The organism is Synechococcus sp. JA-3-3Ab (assembly GCF_000013205.1).
In the GTDB taxonomy this organism is placed as follows: Bacteria; Cyanobacteriota; Cyanobacteriia; order Thermostichales; family Thermostichaceae; genus Thermostichus.
In genome coordinates, this window is the sequence record NC_007775.1 from 1,587,092 (window position 1) to 1,603,964 (window position 16,873).

Genomic DNA, 16,873 nt, shown 5'->3' on the forward strand with positions numbered 1-16,873 from the left:
TCAGGGATCCCCAAACTGCCGACCCCCGCAGGGTCTGGGAGCAAAAGCTGCGGCAAACTGGGCCAGGGTGTGGCGCAGTTGATCCAAGTTTTGGCCGTTGGCGGCGGACACAAACAGGGCCTTGGGGTAGAGCAGGCGCACGTCCTCGACCCATTCGGGATCGAGGCGGTCAATTTTGTTAAACACCAGTTGTCGCGGGCCGGTGGCCAGGGGCATCTCGTCCAGCAATGTTTCCACCGCCTCGATGTGCCCTTCCCAGTTGGGGTGGGAGAGATCCACCACGTGCAGCAGGGCATCCGCCTCCGTCACCTCCTCCAGCGTGGCCTGGAAGGCCTCTACCAATTGCTCAGGCAGCTCGGTTAAGAATCCCACCGTGTCGGTCAACAGCACTGCCTGCTGGCCGGGCAGCTCCAGCCGCCGCGTAGTGGGATCCAAGGTGGCAAAGAGTTGGTCGGCCACGTAGACCTGGGCCTGGGTGAGGGCGTTGAGAAGGGTGGACTTGCCGGCGTTGGTGTAGCCCACCAGGGCCACCACGGGAATTTGGGATCCCTCCCGTCGCTGGCGCAGCCGTTGCCGGTGGCGGCGCAGCTCTTCCACCTCTTGCCGCAGCTTGCCGATGCGCCGCTGGATGGCCCGCCGCTCCATTTCCAGTTGGGTTTCCCCCGGGCCACGGGTGCCGATGCCCCCACCTAGCCGAGACATGGTGCGCCCTCGACCGGCCAAGCGAGGCAGCAAATACTGCAGTTGCGCCAGCTCCACCTGCAATTTCCCGGCCCGGGTTCTGGCCCGCTGGGCAAAAATATCCAGGATCACCTCGCTGCGATCCACCACCCGCACTCCCAGGGCCTCTTCCAGGGTGCGCACCTGGCTGGGGGTAAGTTCCCGGTCGAACACCACCAAGTTAGCGCCCAGATCCTGGACCAGCAGCGCCAGCTCTTGCACCTTACCGGATCCGATTACCGTGGCCGAATTGGGGCCTTCCCGCCTCTGCCAGAGGGCTTGCAGCACCTGTCCGCCGGCACTCTCCACCAGGCGGCTCAGCTCCGCCAACCCATCCATGAGATCCTCGTAGCTCTGCCCGGACTCCTGCAGCCCCACCAGGATGGCCCGATCCTGATCCAGATCCACCTGGCGGGCGGTCAACTGGCGCCGAAACCCATCCTCCAGCTCCGCCACCAGCTCCTGCAGATCCTGTTCTGCCAGGATCCCCAAAGGCAAAGGCTCAGAAACCTGCCAACGGCGCTCTCCCTCCGGCAGCAGATGGGCCAGATAGGCCCGGTGAACAAAGCCCGTAGCCGCTCCTCCCCGGCGTCGGTGCCCTCCTGACTTGGACACGGAAAGGGTGATGAGGGCATCCAAACGCTGCAGGGCCATGGCCGTCAGCGCTTTTTGACCGGGGCCCCCCTCCCCCATTTGGGTGGTGATGCAGCGGATCCCGGATAGGCGCTCGGCCCCCTGGCGGGGCAATTCCCAAGCGGGAATCTGGGTTTCAAAAGGGGATCCCACCCCTACGCGGATCACCTGGCCGCGCCGGTTGAGGTAAACGCTGATGGGCCGGCCTTCCAACTCTTGGGTCAGGGATCCCAGCCGTTGGGCAAACTCCACCGTCACCAAGCGGTCGGGGGGTAGGCGCAGTTGGTAAAGCCGTTGCAGTTGCTTTTGTTGGTGGGGCTTTAACCCTTTGGCCTGTTCGCGAAAGCCTCGCGTAGCGATAGCAGAGCTGAAGCGGGGGTTGGTCTGATGGCGAGAGGTGCTAGCCCTGGGCATGGGGACGGGGAAAGACCCAAAAACAAGCTTTCATCTACCATACACGCTAGCTGACAGCAGGAACTTGGGATCCAAAAGCAACGGCGGCAAACACTGGCCCAGTGTTGGATCTGCCCAAGCGGGGATCCCTGTATTGAGCTTGCTGTCGGTGAGAGAGTTTCCAAATCGGTTGGGCAGTCAGGGATCCCTTTCGCTCCGTGTTGCCGGAATCCTGCTGCAACTCGGAGTAGCTGCATAAATCGGAAAAATCCGTAGTGCCAGCTCTTAGTTATCATAGATGCACGATTTCAACATCACCCCATTTTCTGTGCAAATATTCAGCAACCAGCCTACGATGACAGTGCTCAGGTGTAGCTTCACTACAAAGCAGACATCCTCCATCGAGAATACTTTTATCCACTTGATCTTCAATGCGACGCTCGGCCATCAGCGACAAAAACTGTCTCTCGTAGTTAGACCATTCACCACTGGCTTTGTAAGCATCGAGAATCTCTTGAGTTGGTGCAAGTTCCGGCAAATGAACATATCCAAGCTTGCAGATCTCGTGAAGAAAAAACTCTAGATCCCTCTTTTTCGTGAATCCCGCCAGTTGCGAGGTGTTATTAAGTCGAGTATCAACAACTCGAACCAGACCAGGCTGTTTTAAGCGATTAAAAAATTGCTCTGCACTTTTCTTCGTAAACCCTATCGTAAATATCTTCATGGCCTCGCGCTCCGCTCATCACTTTTTGACATTTTCTCATCTCGATAGGCGACACGCCTGCCTTGAATGAGATAGGCTTCGGCTATAAACTCTTCCCGACTTCTAAACAAGTCCCCCTCTGGAAGTTTGCAAAGGGCAAGAAGACGAGATTCTAGAGCCTCATGAGACGCATCCATTCCCCCGGCTCTCCGTTCTGCCATTCCTTGCCGGCAATACAGCGACCGGCCATTTTTCTGGAGTTGGCGAAACAGACAATCGTCTTGGCGTAAGACATACAGGCTTCTGGGGCAAGGGCAAAGGCTCAATGGGAGTAATTTTCGGCTTCTTGAAAGTCCAGTAGTCAAATCCGTTCTTCAGGGCGAAAGGGGATCAAAAGAGCGCGGGGCGCCCTGGCATGGCGAGAGACCAAGATCAACGCCGCAATACTGAGAAGATAGGGCAACATCAAAAAAAACTGATAGGGGATCCGGCTGCCCCAAAGCTGCTGAAGGCGTAATTGCAAGGCATCAAATCCAGCAAACAACAATGCCCCTGCCAAGGCTCGCCAGGGATCCCAAGCGGCAAAAACCACCAGGGCAATGCAAATCCACCCCCGCCCATTGACGATATTCAAGAAAAACGCATCGAACGCAGAGAGGGTTAAAAAAGCACCGGCCACGGCCATAAGAGCGCTGCCCACCATCACGGCCCCGGTGCGAACGGCATAGACCGGGATCCCCTGGGAAGCGGCAGCCTGGGGATTTTCTCCAACCATGCGCACGGCCAGGCCCAGCGGAGTTCGGTAGAGGATGTAGGCCATGAGGGGCACCAGGAGAAGGCCGAGGTAGGTGAGGGGCGGCTGGGTAAACAGGGTTTCTCCCAGAAAGGGCAGGCTGGAGAGACCCGGGATCGGCCAAGGACTGAAGGGGACGATTTTGGGGGGAGAGGTGACCTGGGGCAGGGCCATGCGATAGACAAAATAGGCAGCATTGATGGTCAAGAGGGTAATGCCAATGCCGGTGACGTGCTGGGAAACCCCAAGGCGGACGGTCAACAGGCTGTGAATCAAGCCCACACCTGCACCGAGGACGGCAGCAAAGGCTACGCCCCACCACAATCCGGATCCCTGATAGACCACCAGCCAACCGGTCATGGCCCCCAGGGTCATGATCCCTTCGATGCCCAAATTGAGAACGCCGGCCCGCTCACAGAGGACTTCGCCCAAAGTGCCAAAGAGCAAGGGAGTGGCAATGCGCAGGGTGGCCACCCAGAAGCTGGTGGTGCTGATTAAGCTGATTAGACTCAGGAGTGCAGACACGGGTGCTCAGTCCCAGCGCAGACGATAACGGGCCAATCCCATGCAGACCAACATCCACAGCAGGGCAGCAGCAACAATGACATCGGCAAGATAGGTGGGAACGCCCAAGCTACGCCCCATGGTATCGGCTCCCACATAAACCCCGGCAATGAAAACTGCGGCCCCCACCACTCCCAAGGGATGCAGTTGGGCCAACAGGGCAACAACAATGCCGGTGTAGCCAAAGCCAGGGGATAAATCCAAGGTGAGATAGCCCTTGAGCCCGAGGAGTTCACAAGCTCCCGCCAAGCCTGCCAGCCCACCTCCCAACAATGAGGTATATAAAATAACTCTCCGGACTGGGATGCCGAGGAACCTGGCCGCTTCTGGGTTGGCGCCTACGGCTCGCATTTCTAAGCCCCAAACGGTGAACCGCTCTATGGCCCACACCCCCAGGGCAGCGAGCAGGGCGATGATTAAACCAGCGTGGAGACGACTGCGGGGGATCAGCCGCGGCAGTAGGGCGGCATCCACAAGGGCACGACCTTGGGGCCAACCCAGAGCCAGAGGATCTTTGAGGGGGCCTTCCAGGAGATAGCTAATCCCGAGAAGAATGACAAAATTGAGCAGCAAGGTGGTCACCACTTCGTCCACCTGGAACTGGGTCTTGAGCCAGGCCGGGATCCACAGCAGCAGCCCTCCAGCAATCCAGCCCGCCAGCAGCAGCACCAACACCAACCATGGGCGCGGCAGCGAAAGCCCACCGGTGCCCAAGAGGCTGGCAGCCAGAGCCCCACCATAAAACTGGCCTTCCGCACCGATGTTCCACAACTTGGCCCGAAAACACACCGCCACCGCCAATCCCGTCAGGATCAGAGGAACGGCCCGAGTCAAGGTCTCGCTTAGGGCAAAGGGGGATCCCACCGCTCCCCGCAGCAAAGCTCCATAGGCTGCCAAAACCGGGGATCCCGTCCACAGGATCAGCAGGCTACAGGAGAGGAAAGCCAGGACAATGGCTGCCATCGGCGCACTCAGGATCAGCCAAAGGGGCACAGTGGAACGAGGTTCAACACGCATCGGCCACCTCCTGCCCGGCCATACGCAACCCCAAGGCGGTCACCGTTGTGGTTTGGGTCGGGACTGCCGAGGAAAGCCGACCGCGATAGAGCACCGCCACCCGATCGGCCAAACTCAGCAATTCATCCAAGTCTTCAGAAATGAGCAGGATCCCGGCTCCAGCCCGGGCTGCTGCCAGCAGTTGGGCATGCACGTAAGCCACAGCCCCCAGATCCAGTCCCCGCGTCGGTTGGTGAGCCACAATCACCTGGGGATCCCGACACAGCTCCCGCGAGAGGATCACTTTTTGCATATTTCCGCCGGACAGCAGTTGCACCGGCATCTGGAGCGCCCGCCAGGGATCCCCCCTCTGGAGCCCCCGCACATCGTAGGTCTGTAGCCAGGTGTGAGCCTGCTGATAGATTTGGCGGTGACGCAGGATCCCCCACCGCGAGAATTCGGGATCCCGATAGCGCTCGATGACCCAGTTTTCCCATAGGCTAAGGGAACCAATCAGCCCAGTTTTGTGGCGGTCTTCTGGGATCCGGGCCATGCCTTGCCGCACCATCTCAGCAGGAGAGATCAGCCGCAGGACTCGGCCATGCAGATGGAGATGACCTTGGTGGGGCCGGATCACCCCACAGACCAGATCTGCCAGAACGGCCTGCCCATTGCCCGCCACCCCGGCAATACCCACGATTTCGTGACGCCGCACCGTCAAAGAAACCTGCTCCAGATGCTGCTGCCCTGCCCGACAGGAGACCTGCTGCAACTCTAAGACCGTCTCCCCCGGAGACAAAGGGGCTTTGACCACCGCCGCCAACCGCTGCCCCACCATCGCTTCCGCCAGAGCTGTGGGATGGATCTCAGCCGTCTTGCCCGTCATCACCACCCGCCCTGAGCGCAGCACCATCACCCGGTCACTGATGCGCATCACCTCCTGGAGCTTGTGGGAAATCAGCAGGATCCCCAGCCCGCGACCGGCCATCTGCCGTAGGGTGTGAAAAAACGGCTCAATTTCCGGTGGGGTCAACACCGCCGTAGGCTCATCCAAAATCAGGATCCGCGCCCCTCGATACAGCACCTTGAGGATCTCCACCCGCTGCCGCTCCCCCAAGGTTAGAGATCCCACCAGAGCATCGGGATCCACGGCCAACCCCAATTCCTCAGCTAGCTTTTGGATGCGCCGCCGTCCCTCTCGCCGCCGAGACCACAGGTGCCACAGGGGCTGAGTGCCCAGCAGAATGTTGTCCAGCACCGACAGATTATCGGCCAAGACCACATGCTGATGCACCATGCCTATCCCTGCCGCCAGGGCAGCCGCCGGGGATCCCAGCTTGAGGGGCCGACCAAACACCCACACCTGACCCTGATCGGGAACGTAGTGCCCAAACAGGATGTTCATCAGTGTCGTTTTGCCCGCCCCATTTTCCCCCAAGATGGCCAGAATCTCCCCGGCCCGCAGCTCAAGATCAATCTGGTCGTTGGCCAGCAGAGCACCAAAGCGCTTAGTAATGCCCACCACCTTCAAGGCCAAAGGCGCTTCAGAGGGTGGACTTGGGTTCGCTGTCATCGATGGCTACAACAAAAGACCCTGCCAGAATCTCTGCCTGCCGCTGCATCACCTTAGCTTTCAGTTCAGCCGGAACCTTGTCGGCAAAGGTTCCCCAGTCGGAGAGGCTGGATCCCCCATATTTCATCATGCTGTAGATCCCGTAGTCCTCTGCCTTAAACTCTCCGGCCTTCACCGCGGCAATGGCTCTGTCGATGGTGGGTTCCATGTGCCACAGGGCGCTGACCACCACCGTTTCCGGGTAGTCCGGCTGGGTATCGATCACATTGCCGATGGCCAAAACGCCCCTCTCTTTGGCGGCATCAGATACCCCAAACCGCTCCGCGTAAAGGATATCTGCGCCGGCATCAATTTGGGCAAAAGCCGCCTCTTTGGCTTTGGGGGGATCAAACCAACTGCCGATAAAGGTGACCAAAAACTTCACCTCCGGCTGCAGTTCCCTCGCCCCTGCCATAAAAGCATTCATGAGGCGGTTCACCTCTGGAATGGGATAGCCCCCCACCATGCCGATAATTTTGGAGCGGGTCAGCCCCCCGGCCACCATTCCCGTCAGATAGGAAGGCTCGTGGATGTAGTTGTCAAACACGGCAAAATTGCTCAGGGCAGGATCCGGCTTGAGGCTGGACCCCATCAAAAAGCTGACCTTGGGATAGTCTTTGGCCACCTCCCGCGCTTCCCGCTCCACCCCAAAGACCTCACCCACCAGCAGTTGGACGCCGCTCTCGGCATACTGACGCAGCACCCGTGGATAGTCGGTGTTGGAAACTGACTCCGACCAGGTATAGTCAATATCCCCCCGCTCCTGGGCGGTCATCAAGGCTTTATGGATCCGGCTCACCCACTGCTGCTCAATGGGAACCGTATAAACCCCGGCCACCTTCAGCTTGGTTCCTTGAGCCACCGCGGCATCGCGAACCAACCAGCGGCTCCCCATCAGGCCAGCCACAAAAGCCCCAGAACGCAGGCAGAAGTCCCGCCGGGAGAGTTCTAAACGTGCCATAGTCGCTTCTGTTGAGGTTACTTCGAGATCGGGTTACTGCTCGGCTTATCCTAAGGGGGAGATCCCTGAAAATATGTATCCTGAAATACAATTTTTTGAGAAGGAGCTTGTTTGTAATGGACAACGAAGTTTCGCTGACGGTTGGAATGGATGTAAGGGCCAAGTCCTCTCAAATCAGCTCTCGATAGATTATCCCTCTGACTACTTGGTTGATATCTTGCACAACCGGATGCTGTTGGGGACTACAGCCCTCTTTTATAAAGTGAGCAATAACCCAATCAACTGGTTTCCTAAATTCGGGCTTTGAGGTAATTTAAGACATCTTTATCTGATTTGGCCTATCATTCAGCTAGAAATCGCAGGAGCCCCGCACTGTACCCGTAGGGTCAGTGTCGGGAGGAATGCGGAAGTTATGATAGAACCATGACCCAAGTCCTGACCGTCTCCTGCAAGCTCAAGGTGTCCCCGTCGCAAGCCGCAAAGTTGGATGCGACAATGGATGCCTTTGTGCAGGCGTTGAACTGGGTCAACCAAAACACACCAGAAAAAGTAGTCAACGCAGTCAAACTCCAGTCCCTTTGCTATTACCAGATTCGCGCTCGGTTTGGCTTGTCCAGTAACTTGGCTCAGCAGGTCTGCAGACGGCTGGCCGGTGCCCGTAAAGTTGCCCGACAGAAAAACCGTCCGGTCAAAGCGTTCAAGAGAGGCTTTGCGACCTACGATGCCCGTATCTTTTCGCTTCGCGAGAAAGACTGGACGGTGTCGCTGACCACCGTTGGGGGTCGAGAGCGCTTTGAGCTGGCCATTGGCAACTACCAGCGTGGGATGCTGGCTGGCTCTAACCCCAAATCGGCCACCCTAGTCCAGCGGAAGGACGGCTCCTACTACATCCAGATTTGCGTAGAGAAAAACCCGCCCAAGCAACAAGATACCGACAGGGTGATCGGGGTGGACTTGGGCAGGACGGATATCGCCCATACGTCAGAGGGGGACAATTGGAATGGACAGCAGTTGAACCGAGTCCGCGACCACTACTCCAAGCTGAGGGCGGTACTCCAACGCAAAGCCAGTAAGGGCACCCGCAGTTCGCGGCGCAGATGCCGTCAACTGTTGCAACGGCTGTCTGGCAAGGAAAGACGCTTTCAAACGTGGGTCAATCATCGCATCTCCAAAGCTATTGTCTCTAGGGCAAAGGCGACAAACAGCGCTCTTGCTCTGGAAGACTTGACAGGGATTCGGGGAAGGGTCAATCAACAGCCACGCAGCAAAGCCGAACGGCGCAGGGCCAACAGTTGGGCGTTTTATCAACTCCGTCAATTTTTGGAGTACAAGGCTCTGCGTGCGGGGGTTGCTCTGATTCTTGTTCCGCCTGCCTACACGTCGCAGACCTGCCACCGGTGTTTGCACATTCATCCCGACCCTGCGCAATCCTACCGCAGTGGAAAGAAGTTTAAGTGTGGACACTGTGGATGGGAAGGGGATGCGGATTTGAATGGTGCGAATATGATTGCGCTTTTGGGGGCTGCTGTAAACCAGCCTAGAGGTTCGTGGTTGGCTTGCCAACTGCAGGGCTACCGTTCGCGCCAGCGGGCCGGAGGCCTTAAGCCCGCCCTGTACTGCGAAGCAGTCAGGGTCGGGTAGTTTACTCAACTGTAGTTGCTTCTTTCCATCCTAAGTTCAAACAAATAGCCACAACATATGGATCTCATTTTGCGCCGGGCCAATTTGCCGGATGGCCGCAAGGGAATCGATATCGGTATCGAGGGGGATCGCATTGTGGCTCTGGAAAGCAACTTACAAGCCACTGCCCCCCAAGAAATTGATGTCAGCAACCGCTTGGTGTCGCCCCCCTTCGTGGATGCCCACTTTCACATGGATGCCACCCTCACCTATGGGATCCCGCGCGTCAACCAGTCGGGCACCTTGCTAGAAGGGATCGCCCTCTGGGGGGAGTTGAAGCCGCTGTTGACCCCCGAGGCAGTCATAGAGAGGGCCTTGACCTATTGCGACTGGGCAGTGGCGCGTGGGATCCTGGCCATCCGCACCCATGTGGATGTGTGCGATCCCAACCTGTTGGCGGTGCGGGCCTTGCTGGAGGTCAAGCAAAAAGTGTCCCCCTACCTGGATTTGCAACTGGTGGCCTTTCCCCAAGATGGCTACTACCGCTCGCCGGGGGCGGTGCAGCTTTTGGAGAAGGCCTTGGATCTAGGGGTGGAGGTGGTGGGCGGGATCCCCCACTTCGAGCGGACGATGGCCGAAGGGGCAGCTGCGGTGCGGGCCTTGTGCGAGATCGCGGCGGCGCGGGGTCTGCGGGTGGATCTGCACTGCGACGAGACAGACGATCCGCTTTCGCGCCACGTGGAGACCCTGGCCTACGAGACGCAGCGGCTGGGCTTGCAGGGGCGGGTGGCCGCCTCCCACCTCACCTCGATGCACTCAATGGACAACGCCTACGTGAGCAAACTCATTCCCCTGATGGCCGAAGCAGAGCTGGGGGTGATCGCCAACCCGCTGGTGAACCTGGTGCTGCAGGGCCGCCACGATACCTATCCCAAGCGGCGGGGGCTGACGCGGGTGCCGGAGCTGATGGCCGCCGGGCTGACCGTAGCTTTTGGCCAGGACTGCGTGATGGATCCCTGGTATCCCCTGGGCAGCGGCAACATGCTGGAGGTGGCCCACATGGGGATCCACGCTGCCCAACTGACAGGCTATGAGCAGATGCGGCAGTGTTTCTTGGCGGTTACGGAAAACCCGGCCCGCATTCTGGGGTTAGAAGGCTACGGACTAGAACCCGGCTGCTATGCCGACTTGGTGGTGCTCCAGGCTGCCGATGCTGTCGAAGCCATTCGCCTGCAACCGGCTTGCCTGTACGTTTTCCGTCGGGGACGGCTGATCGCCCAAACCCCGCCGGTGGTTGCCCAGCTCCATTTGCCGGGGCGCCCGGCCCAGGTGGACTTCACCCGCCAGCTTTAACGGCGCACGGTGCCGCTGAAGCCGCTGGCTTTGAACTGCTCCATAGTCAGAGGCAGCGGGCTGGTCACGGGCACGGAGATGCGAATGGAGAAGGGGCTTTCGCCGGGGGGAACCTCCTCGATGGCTCCCAGGCGGGTGCGCTCCGGCAGAACCTCATTGCCGTTGGCATCGTAAAGGCGACCGAAGACATCCGCATTCAGCACAGTATTTCTGGAGCGGTTGACCACCGTGCCTTCAATGAATAGGCACCTGGCCGGTATGGGGTTGCCGTTGCTGGTAACCAGGTTGGTGTATTCGGGGGTATCCGGGCAGGGGGTGAGGTGCAAATCCTTCAGTTGCAGGGGGATGGCTCCAAAACCCAGCAAGAGCGCCGCCAAAGCTGCACAACCCAGGCTCCAGCAGAGGGAGCGAAGCCCCTTCTTCCAAACTTGGCTCATGTTTTTTCTCCAAGGCCCATCTCCCCTAGTCTAGGGGATCCCCCGCCCGGTAAAACCCCTCCTCGGTCTGGATCCCGTCCAAGCGCTGATCCCAGGGATCCTGAGGCAGAGGCTGCTCCAGTAGGCAGGCCTGCGGGACAATGCCCCACTTGGGCACGCCGGGATCCGGCAAAGCGGCCAAAAAGCGGTCGTAATAGCCGCCGCCATAGCCCAAACGCCTTCCCCACCGATCGCAGGCCAGGGCGGGCACCAGGATCAAATCCGCCTTGCCAGGGTCGATAACTGTGCTGCCGGGAGAAGGCTCCAACAAGCCCCAGCAGTTGGGGACAAGCTCAGCCGGCTGGTAGCGGTGCCACTGCATTTGCCGCCGCGGCAGACAACGGGGGATCCCCCACTGCTTCTCTGGAAAAAGGGCAAACAGGGATCCCAAGTCCACCTCGGAGCCGAAGGCCACATAGGCCAGGATGGTTTTGGCGGCCAAAAGTTGGGGGCAAGAGGCCAAATGAGCCACGATCTTCTGGCTGATAAGGGATCTGTCCAACCTCTGCCGTAGCTGGCGAAAGTGCTGGCGCAGGCGAGCTTTTTCTAGGGCAGGATCTGCTGCCAGAGAACTGGGCCGCCAAGAAGAAGACAGTTCCGGGGAAGGGAGTTCCTGCACAAGCCCAATGCCGCTTGGATATTCGGTCTCTGCAAGATCTGAATCTACTGGATGGCCAGGAGCTCCACTTCAAAGTCCAGGGTGGCGTTGGGAGGGATCACCCCGCCTGCCCCGCGGCTGCCATAGGCCAACTCCGGCGGAATGCGCAAATACCGCTTGCCACCCACCCGCATGGTGGCCAGACCTTCCTCCCAGCCACGGATCACCTGCCCTACCCCGTAGGTGAAGGTAAAAGGTTGATTGCGCTTGTAGGAGCTATCGAAGACGGTGCCATCCTGCAGCTTGCCCACGTAGTTCACCACCACCGTTTGCCCCGGCTGAGGTGAAGGCCCTGTACCTTCGACAAGGTCGTAGTACTGCAGACCCGACTCGGTGGTGATAAATTGCTGGGCTTGAGATTGCACAGTAACTGCTGGGTGATCTTTGGCTCGCGACAGAGCCATGGCCGGCTGTCCAGCCCACACCCCAATCCACAGCAAACCCAGCAACAGCAGCAGCATCTGTTTCATCCGTTGGCGTCCCCCCGGTGCCGACTTTTTGCCTCCCCAACAATCTTAGGGGATCCCCTCATCCTATTTCGGCAAATTCGACGATCTGCCCTTGATGGTCGCGCACCCAGAAGACAAAAGGCTTTTCGGAGCGGACGCTGCTGCGGATCCCTTGCTTGTTGATCCGCTTCAGGAGGGCTTTGAGGGCTTCCCGTTCGTAGGTGGTGTGGCGATAGCGGACGCCGCTGCTGCGACCGGCTGCCGCCCCGTAGGCAGGTACAAAGGGAGTTCTGGAGAGACTGCCGTAGGGATCCGTGGTACCGGGGATCACGTGCAGTTGCACGGTGTCGGAGAGCTGATACCAGAGGCCAGCGGTATCGAGAGGTGTCGAGGTGGAGCGGGCTTTGGCATCAAGGCGGGAGCTGAGGCCAATATCCGCCGGGAAGTAGGCAGATCCCAGGCTGGAGCCGACCATGCTTTGCTCATAGCCGTAGTAGTACTGCAGCGGCAGCTCCGCCTCCGGCAGCCTCAAGACCTTTTCGTAAAACCCTCGCGCCTGCTCCAGATCGGGCACGATGATGGTGTAAACCCGCGGTGCGCCGCTCAGAAACGTCCACATGGCCCCGCCGTAGGCCGATAGCAGCAAAAACATCAGCCCCTTCGTGGAGAGCAAAACCTCCAGGGGGATCAGCGGCAGCATCAGTCCAAGGGGGGTTGGCATTGGCGCTTGTCCATTTGCGGGTGGCTCTGTAGTCAAGTATAGGATCCCTAGGCTGATGAAGCTTGCCCTGTTTGCCCCCACCCCGCGCGGTCGCCGCTTGGCCCAGGCTCTGCTGTCGCTGCTGCCAGAGGAGTGGATCTGCTGGAGCAAAGCCAATCCACAGGGAGAGCCGCTGCCTTGGCCCTGGCAAGCCTATGGGGATCCCAGCCATCCCACAGCGCCCAGATCCCTGGCGGCAGCGGTGGCCCAAACTTGGCCCCAGGTGCAGGGCTGTCTTTTCATCTTGCCAGTTGGGTCGGTGGTGCGGCTAATTGCCCCCCTCTTGCAGGACAAATACCGGGATCCGGCGGTGGTGGTGGTGGATGAATCAGGCCGCTGGGCCATTAGCCTCTGCGGGGGACATGTGGGCGGGGCCGATGCGCTGGCGCGGCAGGTGGCGGCTGCTTTGGGAGCCGAGCCGATCCTCACCTCTGCCTCCGAAGGGCTGGGGATCCCGCCTGTGGATGTGTTGGGGCATCCCTACGGCTGGCGGCGGGGCAGTGGCGATTGGAACGGGGTAGCTGCTGCCCTGACGCGGGGAGAGCCGGTGGCCGTAGAGCAAACCTGCGGCACGCAGCTCTGGCAGCGGGCCTGGCCAGCGGATCATCTTCTTTTGACTACGGCTCCCGACCAAGCAGTGGCCCAGATCCGGATTGGGGAATACACAACGCCTTGCCCCCACATCCCCACCGTCCACTGGCATCCGCGGGTGCTGTGGGTGGGGGTGGGCTGCGAGCGGGGCACCAGCCGCGCCTGGCTGGAGGGATCCCTGCGGCGCCTGTTGCAAAACCAGGGGCTGGCCCTCGAGGCCGTTGCCGGCTTGGCCACTCTGGAGCTGAAACGGGATGAGGCGGGGCTCTTGGAGCTGGCCCAGGCCCATGGCTGGCCCATCCAGTTTTTCTCCGCCGCGGCCCTGGCAGGGATCCCGGTTCCCCACCCTTCAGAGGCGGTGCGGCAGGCGGTGGGCACCCCTTCGGTGGCGGAGGCGGCTGCTCTTTTGGCGGCCCAGCGCTGGTCGGGAGAGGACAATCCAGCCCAGGGGAGAGCCACCCTTGTCTGCCCCAAGCAGATCTTCACCTCAGAAAGCGAGGGAGCTTGTACCCTGGCCATTGCCCGCGCCGCCCGCGAGTATTCCCCTCGCGCCGGGCACCTGTGGCTAATTGGCATCGGCCCTGGGGATCCCGCCCAATTGACCTTGGCCGCCCGCCTGGCCCTGGCCCAAGCCGAGGTGGTGATTGGCTACCAGCTTTACCTGGACTTGGTGGCGCCCCTCCTGCACCCCGGCCAGATTTGCGAAGCCTTTCCCATCACCCAGGAGGTGCAGCGGGCGCAGCGCGCCATCGCCCTGGCCCAGCAGGGGCTGCAGGTGGCGGTGATCTCTTCGGGGGATGCGGGGATCTACGGCATGGCCGGCCTGGTGCTGGAGTACTTGGCCCGCAGCGGCTGGGATGGGATCCGCCCCTCCCTGGAGGTGCTGCCGGGGATCTCCGCCCTTCAAGCTGCTGCCGCTCGCCTAGGAGCCCCTCTCATGCAGGATTTTTGCGCTATTTCCCTCTCGGATCGCCTCACCCCCTGGCCGGCCATCGAGCAACGCCTGCAGGCGGCTGCCCAGGCCGACTTTGTGGTGGCCCTGTATAACCCCCGCTCGCGGCAGCGGTTGGATCCCTTCCTCAAGGCGCTGCAGATCTTTCGCCGGGCCCGCCCCACCCACACCCCGGTGGCGGTGGCCCGCAACCTCTACCGTCCCGGCGAGGCCATCCACCTCACCACGCTAGGGGAGTTGGATCCTGAGCAGGTGGACATGTTTACCCTGGTCTTGATCGGCAGCTCGCAGACCTTTCGCTACGGCAGCCGGCTGATCACTCCCCGCGGCTACCGCTTGTGATGAACCCACCTGATGGCCGTTGGATTTCGATTCAAAACACCGTGAGATGGCGGGGATCCAACTGCAGCCACCAGGGGGATCCCCAAGCTTCCACCTCGTGCCACACCTCGGCTTGCAGGCGATAGTCCTGGCTGTGGTCAGGAGGGCTGCCCAGCCTAAAGAGGAGAATCAATCGGTGAGGGGTCTCACTCCCCCTGGCGCCAATCCGCGATAGCCCCAGCCGGGGTCTGGGCAAGGTATTCGGAGCGCCGCCATTTTCTGTCCAAAAGAACCGGGAGCTCAAAGAATCTAAGGGCGCCGCCTGCTTGCCTAGGCAGAGGCAGAAGCTGTGTCCAAGTGGGGAGAGACGCTGCCGCTGGAAAACTCCTAATATTATATTGGACTGTAGCTGTTCATTAAAAAATGCTTAACTACTTGTTGCAAGCAGCAGATGGCGGGTTTTGAAGACTGGGCAATTGGGCCAGAGAGCGCCTGGTGTCTCCCCTTTTATGGCTGGGTAGGGACAGCGCTGGCTCTTCCTTGGGCCGCTGGCTGGATCAAGCGCAGTGGCCCACGTCCGGCAGCCTACCTCAATATCCTGCTGACCTTTGCGGCCCTTGCTCATAGCTTTTGGCTGTTGCGACAAGTTTGGGGTCGGGATCCCCAGCTCCTGAACTACCTCTGGTTTCGGGTGGCCGATTTGGACTTGTCCCTGGCTTTGGAGGTCTCGCCTCTGACGCTGGGGGCGGTGGTCTGGGTAAGCGGCTTGAGCTTGCTGGCCCAGATCTACGCCCTGGGGTACCTGGACAAGGATTGGGGGTTGGGCCGCTTTGCCGCCCTGATGGGCTTTTTTGAGGGGGGGATGACGGGGATCGCCCTCAGCGATTCGCTGTTTCTCAGCTACGCGCTGCTGGAGATGCTCACGCTTTCCACCTACTTATTGGTGGGCTTTTGGTACGCCCAGCCGCTGGTGGTCACGGCGGCGCGGGATGCTTTTCTCACCAAACGGGTGGGAGACCTGCTGCTGTTGATGGGGGTGGTGGCGGTTTCCAATTTCTCCGGCTCCTTGACCTTTTCCGGCCTGCGCGATTGGGCGGCTACGGCCAGCTTGGATCCAACTTGGGCGGCCTTGATGGGGTTGGCTTTGATTGCCGGGCCGCTGGGCAAGTGCGCCCAGTTCCCGCTGCACCTGTGGCTGGATGAGGCCATGGAGGCGCCCAACCCGGCTTCGATCCTGCGCAACTCGGCAGTGGTGGCCGCTGGAGCTTTTGTCCTCATCAAGCTGCAGCCAGTCTTGGCCCTCTCCCCTTTCACGGATGGGGTGCTGGTGGCCATCGGCACCATCACAGCCGTAGGGGGATCCCTGGTGGCCTTGGCGCAAATCGATCTCAAGCGCACCTTCTCCTATTCCACCAGCGCCTACCTGGGCCTGGTGTTTGGGGCGGTGGGGACGGGGCAGCCGGATTTGGCGCTGGAGCTGCTGCTGCTGCACGGCCTGGCCAAGGCGCTGCTGTTTATGGGGGTGGGATCCCTCATCTACACCACTTCTACCCAAGATCTGACGGAGCTGGGGGGCCTAGGGGGCCGCATGCCGGCTACGGTGGCCGCCTTTGCTGTGGGATCCCTGGGGATGGTGGCCCTCTTGCCCCTGGGGTGCTTTTGGATCCTAATCCGCCTGGCGCTGGTGTACAGCGCCCTGCAGCCGGCCCTGTTGGGGGTGTTGCTGCTGATGAATGGGCTGACGGCTTTGAACCTGGCGCGGGTGTTTGGCCTGGTCTTCTTGGGATCCCCGCAGCCCAAGACGCGCCGTGCCCCTGAGGTGGGCTGGCCGATGGCCCTGCCCATGGTCATTCTGACGGTGCAGAACCTGCTCATGCCCTGGCTGTTTTGGCGCTGGGGGCTTTATCCCGGTTGGATCCCAGAGCTGCAGCAGATGGCGGCTCTGCTGGCGGCCTCGGGTTTGCTGGGGGCCGGTGTTGGTGCTTGGCTGTACTGGGGGGGCCGGCGGCGGCTGCGCCTACCCTGGCCGGAGCTGCAGGATCTGTTGGCGCAGGATTTCTACACCGGGCAGCTCTACCAGGCTTTGGTGGTGCAGCCGGTCGGCGCCCTTTCCCGCGGACTGGAGTGGCTGGATCGCAACGGGGTGGATGGCCTGGTGAACGGAGTGAGCCTGGCTTTTTGGTTTAGCGGCGAAGCCCTCAAGTACACCCTGTCGGGGCGGATGCAGCTCTACGTGTTGCTCATTGTCATCGGGGTCGTGGTGGTTACCGCTTGGCTGCTGCGCTCGCCCCTGGTGGGATTGGCCTATTGAGACGGGA

15 protein-coding genes are annotated in these 16,873 nt (G+C 60.5%); 4 read left to right on the top strand and 11 right to left on the bottom strand.

Going from position 1 to position 16,873, the window contains the following annotated elements:
* From hflX to CYA_RS07475, 6 genes are all read right to left on the bottom strand, one after another.
* A complete protein-coding gene (gene hflX, locus CYA_RS07450; protein ID WP_011430419.1) occupies positions 1-1,767 on the bottom strand; it encodes a GTPase HflX in 1,767 nt (588 codons plus the stop codon).
* Between the two features lie 271 nt (positions 1,768-2,038).
* Positions 2,039-2,470, bottom strand: a complete 432-nt coding sequence (locus tag CYA_RS14120) for a DUF488 domain-containing protein (RefSeq protein WP_011430421.1) — start codon at positions 2,468-2,470, stop codon at positions 2,039-2,041.
* Positions 2,471-2,810: 340 nt separating this feature from the next.
* Positions 2,811-3,767: an ABC transporter permease gene (locus CYA_RS07460; RefSeq protein WP_011430423.1), complete on the bottom strand. Its 957-nt coding sequence runs from the start codon at positions 3,765-3,767 to the stop codon at positions 2,811-2,813.
* Between the two features lie 6 nt (positions 3,768-3,773).
* Complete coding sequence (locus CYA_RS07465; protein ID WP_011430424.1) at positions 3,774-4,823, bottom strand: ABC transporter permease; 1,050 nt, start codon at positions 4,821-4,823, stop codon at positions 3,774-3,776.
* Complete coding sequence (locus CYA_RS07470) at positions 4,813-6,375, bottom strand: ABC transporter ATP-binding protein (protein WP_011430425.1); 1,563 nt, start codon at positions 6,373-6,375, stop codon at positions 4,813-4,815. Before CYA_RS07470 ends, CYA_RS07465 begins: the two co-directional genes overlap by 11 nt.
* On the bottom strand, positions 6,347-7,375 hold the full coding sequence (locus tag CYA_RS07475; RefSeq protein ID WP_011430426.1) for a BMP family protein: 1,029 nt from the start codon (positions 7,373-7,375) through the stop codon (positions 6,347-6,349). The genes CYA_RS07470 and CYA_RS07475 overlap by 29 nt, the downstream gene beginning before the upstream one ends.
* Before the next feature lie 423 nt (positions 7,376-7,798).
* Between CYA_RS07475 and CYA_RS07485 the strand changes: the two genes are divergently transcribed.
* Both CYA_RS07485 and CYA_RS07490 read left to right on the top strand, forming a co-directional pair.
* Positions 7,799-9,016, top strand: a complete 1,218-nt coding sequence (locus CYA_RS07485; RefSeq protein WP_011430427.1) for an RNA-guided endonuclease InsQ/TnpB family protein — start codon at positions 7,799-7,801, stop codon at positions 9,014-9,016.
* A 57-nt stretch (positions 9,017-9,073) separates the two neighbouring features.
* Entirely contained in the window at positions 9,074-10,348 is a 1,275-nt protein-coding gene (locus CYA_RS07490) for an amidohydrolase family protein (RefSeq protein ID WP_011430428.1), read from the top strand.
* Here the strand turns inward: CYA_RS07490 and CYA_RS07495 are convergent.
* From CYA_RS07495 to CYA_RS07510, 4 genes are read right to left on the bottom strand one after another with little or no spacing between them, the layout of a single operon-like run.
* A complete protein-coding gene (locus CYA_RS07495) occupies positions 10,345-10,785 on the bottom strand; it encodes an FxLYD domain-containing protein (RefSeq protein WP_011430429.1) in 441 nt (146 codons plus the stop codon). The genes CYA_RS07490 and CYA_RS07495 overlap by 4 nt on opposite strands.
* Positions 10,786-10,810: 25 nt before the next feature.
* Complete coding sequence (locus tag CYA_RS07500) at positions 10,811-11,443, bottom strand: 5-formyltetrahydrofolate cyclo-ligase (protein WP_011430430.1); 633 nt, start codon at positions 11,441-11,443, stop codon at positions 10,811-10,813.
* A 44-nt stretch (positions 11,444-11,487) separates the two neighbouring features.
* Complete coding sequence (locus tag CYA_RS07505) at positions 11,488-11,952, bottom strand: FKBP-type peptidyl-prolyl cis-trans isomerase (protein ID WP_041438366.1); 465 nt, start codon at positions 11,950-11,952, stop codon at positions 11,488-11,490.
* A 58-nt stretch (positions 11,953-12,010) separates the two neighbouring features.
* Complete coding sequence (locus CYA_RS07510; RefSeq protein ID WP_011430432.1) at positions 12,011-12,652, bottom strand: hypothetical protein; 642 nt, start codon at positions 12,650-12,652, stop codon at positions 12,011-12,013.
* A 55-nt stretch (positions 12,653-12,707) separates the two neighbouring features.
* Here CYA_RS07510 and cobJ point away from each other — a divergent pair, with 55 nt between their 5' ends.
* On the top strand, positions 12,708-14,576 hold the full coding sequence (cobJ, locus tag CYA_RS07515; RefSeq protein WP_011430433.1) for a precorrin-3B C(17)-methyltransferase: 1,869 nt from the start codon (positions 12,708-12,710) through the stop codon (positions 14,574-14,576).
* 31 nt (positions 14,577-14,607) lie between these two features.
* Here the strand turns inward: cobJ and CYA_RS14740 are convergent, their stop codons facing one another.
* On the bottom strand, positions 14,608-14,859 hold the full coding sequence (locus tag CYA_RS14740; RefSeq protein ID WP_011430434.1) for a hypothetical protein: 252 nt from the start codon (positions 14,857-14,859) through the stop codon (positions 14,608-14,610).
* Positions 14,860-15,006: 147 nt separating this feature from the next.
* Between CYA_RS14740 and CYA_RS07520 the strand changes: the two genes are divergently transcribed.
* Complete coding sequence (locus CYA_RS07520; RefSeq protein ID WP_011430435.1) at positions 15,007-16,866, top strand: NAD(P)H-quinone oxidoreductase subunit F; 1,860 nt, start codon at positions 15,007-15,009, stop codon at positions 16,864-16,866.
* Positions 16,867-16,873: the final 7 nt, after the last annotated feature.

Excerpts from the sequence above, each read along its gene's own strand:
- CYA_RS14120 (WP_011430421.1), bottom strand. The coding sequence starts at position 2,470 with ATGAAGATATTTACGATAGGGTTTACGAAGAAAAGTGCAGAGCAATTT.
- CYA_RS07485 (WP_011430427.1), top strand. The coding sequence starts at position 7,799 with ATGACCCAAGTCCTGACCGTCTCCTGCAAGCTCAAGGTGTCCCCGTCG.
- CYA_RS07470 (WP_011430425.1), bottom strand. The coding sequence starts at position 6,375 with ATGACAGCGAACCCAAGTCCACCCTCTGAAGCGCCTTTGGCCTTGAAG.
- CYA_RS07475 (WP_011430426.1), bottom strand. The coding sequence starts at position 7,375 with ATGGCACGTTTAGAACTCTCCCGGCGGGACTTCTGCCTGCGTTCTGGG.
- cobJ (WP_011430433.1), top strand. The coding sequence starts at position 12,708 with ATGAAGCTTGCCCTGTTTGCCCCCACCCCGCGCGGTCGCCGCTTGGCC.
- hflX (WP_011430419.1), bottom strand. The coding sequence starts at position 1,767 with ATGCCCAGGGCTAGCACCTCTCGCCATCAGACCAACCCCCGCTTCAGC.
- CYA_RS07465 (WP_011430424.1), bottom strand. The coding sequence starts at position 4,823 with ATGCGTGTTGAACCTCGTTCCACTGTGCCCCTTTGGCTGATCCTGAGT.
- CYA_RS07510 (WP_011430432.1), bottom strand. The coding sequence starts at position 12,652 with ATGCCAACCCCCCTTGGACTGATGCTGCCGCTGATCCCCCTGGAGGTT.
- CYA_RS07505 (WP_041438366.1), bottom strand. The coding sequence starts at position 11,952 with ATGAAACAGATGCTGCTGCTGTTGCTGGGTTTGCTGTGGATTGGGGTG.
- CYA_RS07520 (WP_011430435.1), top strand. The coding sequence starts at position 15,007 with ATGGCGGGTTTTGAAGACTGGGCAATTGGGCCAGAGAGCGCCTGGTGT.
- CYA_RS07495 (WP_011430429.1), bottom strand. The coding sequence starts at position 10,785 with ATGAGCCAAGTTTGGAAGAAGGGGCTTCGCTCCCTCTGCTGGAGCCTG.
- CYA_RS07490 (WP_011430428.1), top strand. The coding sequence starts at position 9,074 with ATGGATCTCATTTTGCGCCGGGCCAATTTGCCGGATGGCCGCAAGGGA.